Below are 4,081 nucleotides of genomic sequence, written 5' to 3'. Positions count from 1 at the left end.
ACCTCGCCGAGCTGTCGGTGCTCGCCGGACGCCGGATCGTCGGATGGGACGATGCGCTCACCGCGGCAGACGAGCTGTCGGCGCGCGACGACGTCGCGGTGCTCGTCACGGGCGGTCACCTCGATGCAGACGAGGCTCCGGATGCCCTGGTCGACACTGCGCGGGCCGTGCGGCGGGAGTACCCCGGGGCTCGCATCCCCACCGCCAACACGCACGGAACCGGGTGCTCGTTGTCTTCGGCGCTCGCCACCCGCCTCGCACGGGGCGAATCGCCGATCGACGCCGTGGCCTCGTCGCGGTCGTGGCTGCGGGAATCGCTGCGCGCGAGCGACGGTCTGCACGTCGGACGCGGCCATGGGCCGATCAATCACTTCGCGGGTCTGTGGGCGCGAGGAGGCATCGATGGTGGGCCGTCGCCTGACGACATCCGCCGTGCGTGGTGGGAGCACACCGCTGACGTGCGGGCGGCCATCGACGAACTCCCGTTCATCCGCGCTCTTGCCGACGGCACCCTCGCCGCGGAGCCCTTCGTGTTCTACCTCGCACAGGATGCGCTGTATCTCAGGGACTATGCGCGTGTGCTGGCCGAGGCGGCACGTCTCGCCCCGACCGCTCGCGAGCAGGCTTTCTGGGCCGACTCGGCGCAGGGAGCGATCGTCGGCGAGCTCGAACTCCACGCGTCGTGGCTCACTCCGGGCGCGGGGGTGGATGCCGCGACCTTCGCCGCCGTTGCCGCGCCGGCCACCGTCGCGTATCTCGACCACCTGCGCTCCGTGGCGTTCGGAGGCGACTACGCCGAGCTGATCGCCGCCATCCTGCCGTGTTTCTGGCTCTACACGGATCTCGGTCGACGCCTGCACGCGGGGGACTTCGGAGAACACGCCCGTGACCCGCAGCATCCCTACGCGTCGTGGCTTCTGACCTATGCCGACCCCGCGTTCGCGCAGGCGACCGAGCAGGCGATCGCGTTCGTGACGACCGCGGCGACGCACGCGAATGCTGCCGACCGGGCACGCATGCTGCACGCGTTCGAGGTGTCGAGCGCCCATGAGCTCGCGTTCTTCGCCGCACCGTACGCGTCAGCCGCCACCGGATGACAGCACGGATTTGCGCATGCCGCGCCGAGCGCGCTATCGTCGCGGCATGCCTTCGGCCGCCACCGCAACTCTGACGCTCGTTCCGAGCGTCATCGCCGTGCGCCGACGCCGCAGCGGCCGCCGACTCTAGGCGACCCTGCGCTTCTGCCTGCACACGCACGGCGGTCGAGTGCCGGTGTCGCCGCCCCGGTTCCCGACACTGCACCCCGAGTTCGACACGGGGCCTGACCGTTAAGGTAGAAGCATGACGTACTCCGTCGCCGTCTCCGGCGCATCCGGCTACGCGGGCGGCGAGATCCTGCGCCTCCTCGCGTCGCATCCCGACATCGAGATCCGCACCGTCACGGCGCACTCGAACGCAGGGCAGCCGCTCGTGCAGCACCAGCCGCACCTGCGCTCTCTCGCCCACCTCACGCTGCAGGACACCACCCCTGAGATCCTCTCCGGGCACGACATCGTCTTCCTCGCGCTGCCCCATGGCCAGTCCGGCCAGTACACCGATGCGCTCGGCGACACCCCGCTCGTGATCGACGCCGGTGCCGACCACCGACTGACGTCGCAGGATTCGTGGGATGCGTTCTACGGTGGGGACTTCCACGAGCCCTGGGCCTATGGCGTGCCCGAGCTGCTGGTCGACGGCCTCAAGCATCGCGAGACGCTGCGCGGCGCGACGCGGATCGCTGCACCGGGCTGCAACGCCTCGACCGTGAGCCTCAGCCTGGCACCGGGAGTCGCGGCCGGTGTGATCGGTGCGAGTGACATCGTCTCGGTGCTCGCGGTCGGTCCGTCGGGGGCGGGCAAGAGTCTCAAGACCAATCTGCTCGCCGGGGAGATCCTGGGAAGCGCCAACCCCTATGCAGTCGGCGGCACGCACCGGCACATCCCCGAGATCCGCCAGGCGCTCGCCGCAGCCTCGGGCGCCGCGCCCGACGGCATCCGCATCTCGTTCACGCCGGTACTCGTCCCCATGTCGCGGGGCATCCTCGCCACCTCGACGGCTCCGATCGTCGATGGTGTCAGCGATGCCGAGATCAGGGCGGCGTGGCAGGACGCGTACGGCGATGAGACCTTCGTGCAGCTGCTCCCCGCGGGCGAGTTCCCGCGTACCGCTGACGTCCTCGGTGCCAACACCGCGCTGATCGGGCTCGCGATCGATCGAGCGGCGAACCGCGTGACGGTGGTCACCGCGGTCGACAACCTGGTCAAGGGCACCGCCGGCGCTGCCATCCAATCCATGAACCTCGCGTTGGGCCTCCCCGAGTCCCGCGCCCTCTCAGTGAACGGAGTCGCGCCGTGAGCGTCACCGCCCCCGCAGGATTCGAGGCGGCCGGAGTCGCCGCCGGTCTGAAGTCCACCGGCAAGCCCGATGTCGCCGTGGTCGTCAACCGCGGCCCTCGCAAGGTCGGGGCCGCCGTGTTCACCAGCAACCGCGCCAAGGCAAATCCGATCATCTGGTCGCAGCAGGCCGTCGCCGATCGCGTGGTCGAGGCCGTCGTGCTGAACTCCGGTGGCGCGAACTGCTTCACCGGCAGCTTCGGGTTCCAGACCACTCACCAGACCGCCGAGAAGGCGGCCGAGCTGCTCGGCGTCAGCGCCGGCGACGTGCTCATCTGCTCGACGGGCCTGATCGGGGTGGGCGACGAGGTCTTCCGCGGCAAGGTGCTCTCGGGCACGGAGCAGGCGATCGCGGCGCTGTCGACCGACGGCGGCGAGGTCGCGGCCGAGGCGATCATGACCACCGACAGCGTGTCGAAGACGGCCGTCGTCACCCGCGACGGCTGGACCATCGGCGGCATGGCGAAGGGGGCGGGCATGCTCGCGCCCGGCCTTGCGACGATGCTGGTGGTCATCACGACGGATGCCGTGCTCGAGCCGCTCGAGGCCGACGCCGCGCTGCGCTTCGCGACGGGTACGACGTTCGACCGCCTCGACTCCGACGGCTGCATGTCGACCAACGACCAGGTCACGCTGCTCGCCAACGGCGCCTCAGAGATCGCCCCGGAGCTCAAGGACTTCTCGGCGGCTCTCGCGGAGCTGTGCCAGCAGCTCGCGGTCAAGCTGCAGGGCGACGCGGAAGGCGCGAGCCACGACATCACCATCGAGGTGCAGCACGCCGCCACCGAGGGCGAGGCCGTCGAGGTCGGCCGCTCGGTCGCCCGCAACAACCTGTTCAAGGCGGCCATCTTCGGCAACGATCCCAACTGGGGGCGTGTGCTGGCGGCGATCGGCACCACGAGCGCGCAGTTCGACCCGTACGACGTCGACGTCTGGATGAACGGCGTGCGCGTGTGCAGCGAGGGCGGCCCTGATCGCCCGCGTGAAGAGGTCGACCTGACCCCCCGAGCGACGCACCTCGTGATCGACCTCAAGGTCGGCGAGGCGACCGCGACCATTCTGACCAACGATCTCACCCACGACTACGTGCACGAGAACAGCGCCTACGCCTCATGACCGATATCCAGGACACCACGCCAGACGTCGCCGCCGTCAAGGCCGCGACGCTCATCGAGTCGCTTCCGTGGCTGAAGAAGTTCCGCGACCAGATCGTCGTCGTCAAGTACGGCGGCAACGCCATGGTCTCGGACGAGCTGCAGGAGGCGTTCGCGCAGGACATCGCCTACCTGCGTTACGTCGGAGTGCTGCCGGTCGTCGTGCACGGAGGCGGTCCCCAGATCTCCGACATGCTGCAGCGGCTCGAGATCCCGAGCGAGTTCAAGGGCGGTTACCGCGTCACCAACACCGAGGCGATCAGCGTCGTGCGCATGGTTCTCACCGGTCAGGTGAACCCGCAGCTGGTCTCGAAGATCAACTCGCACGGTCCGATCGCGACCGGCCTCAGCGGAGAGGATGCCGGACTCTTCGGCGGTCGCCGTCGGGGAGTCGTCATCGACGGCGAGGAGATCGACCTCGGTCGTGTCGGAGACGTCGTCGAGGTCGACCCGACGCCCGTGCTCGACCATCTCGCGGCGGGCCGGGTGCCCGTC

Annotated in this window: 3 protein-coding genes and 1 pseudogene; all 4 read left to right on the top strand. The window is 69.6% G+C overall.

Annotation, left to right across the window (positions count from 1 at the left end):
- The coding region (locus J7E68_RS18815) for a bifunctional hydroxymethylpyrimidine kinase/phosphomethylpyrimidine kinase (RefSeq protein WP_215175073.1) at positions 1 to 1,097 on the top strand (1,097 nt) is incomplete at its 5' end.
- Between the two features lie 244 nt (positions 1,098 to 1,341).
- Complete coding sequence (gene argC, locus J7E68_RS18810) at positions 1,342 to 2,394, top strand: N-acetyl-gamma-glutamyl-phosphate reductase (protein ID WP_215175072.1); 1,053 nt, start codon at positions 1,342 to 1,344, stop codon at positions 2,392 to 2,394.
- Entirely contained in the window at positions 2,391 to 3,548 is a 1,158-nt protein-coding gene (argJ, locus tag J7E68_RS18805; RefSeq protein WP_215175071.1) for a bifunctional glutamate N-acetyltransferase/amino-acid acetyltransferase ArgJ, read from the top strand. Before argC ends, argJ begins: the two co-directional genes overlap by 4 nt.
- Positions 3,545 to 4,081: pseudogene (locus J7E68_RS18800) on the top strand (acetylglutamate kinase); the annotation flags it as partial. The gene argJ and the pseudogene J7E68_RS18800, both read left to right, overlap by 4 nt.

Origin of the sequence: Microbacterium sp. ISL-103, from assembly GCF_018613995.1 — a bacterium.
Taxonomy (GTDB): domain Bacteria; phylum Actinomycetota; class Actinomycetes; order Actinomycetales; family Microbacteriaceae; genus Microbacterium.
Note: the sequence above shows the minus strand (reverse complement) of the source record. Positions and strands in the feature narration are given on the sequence as shown.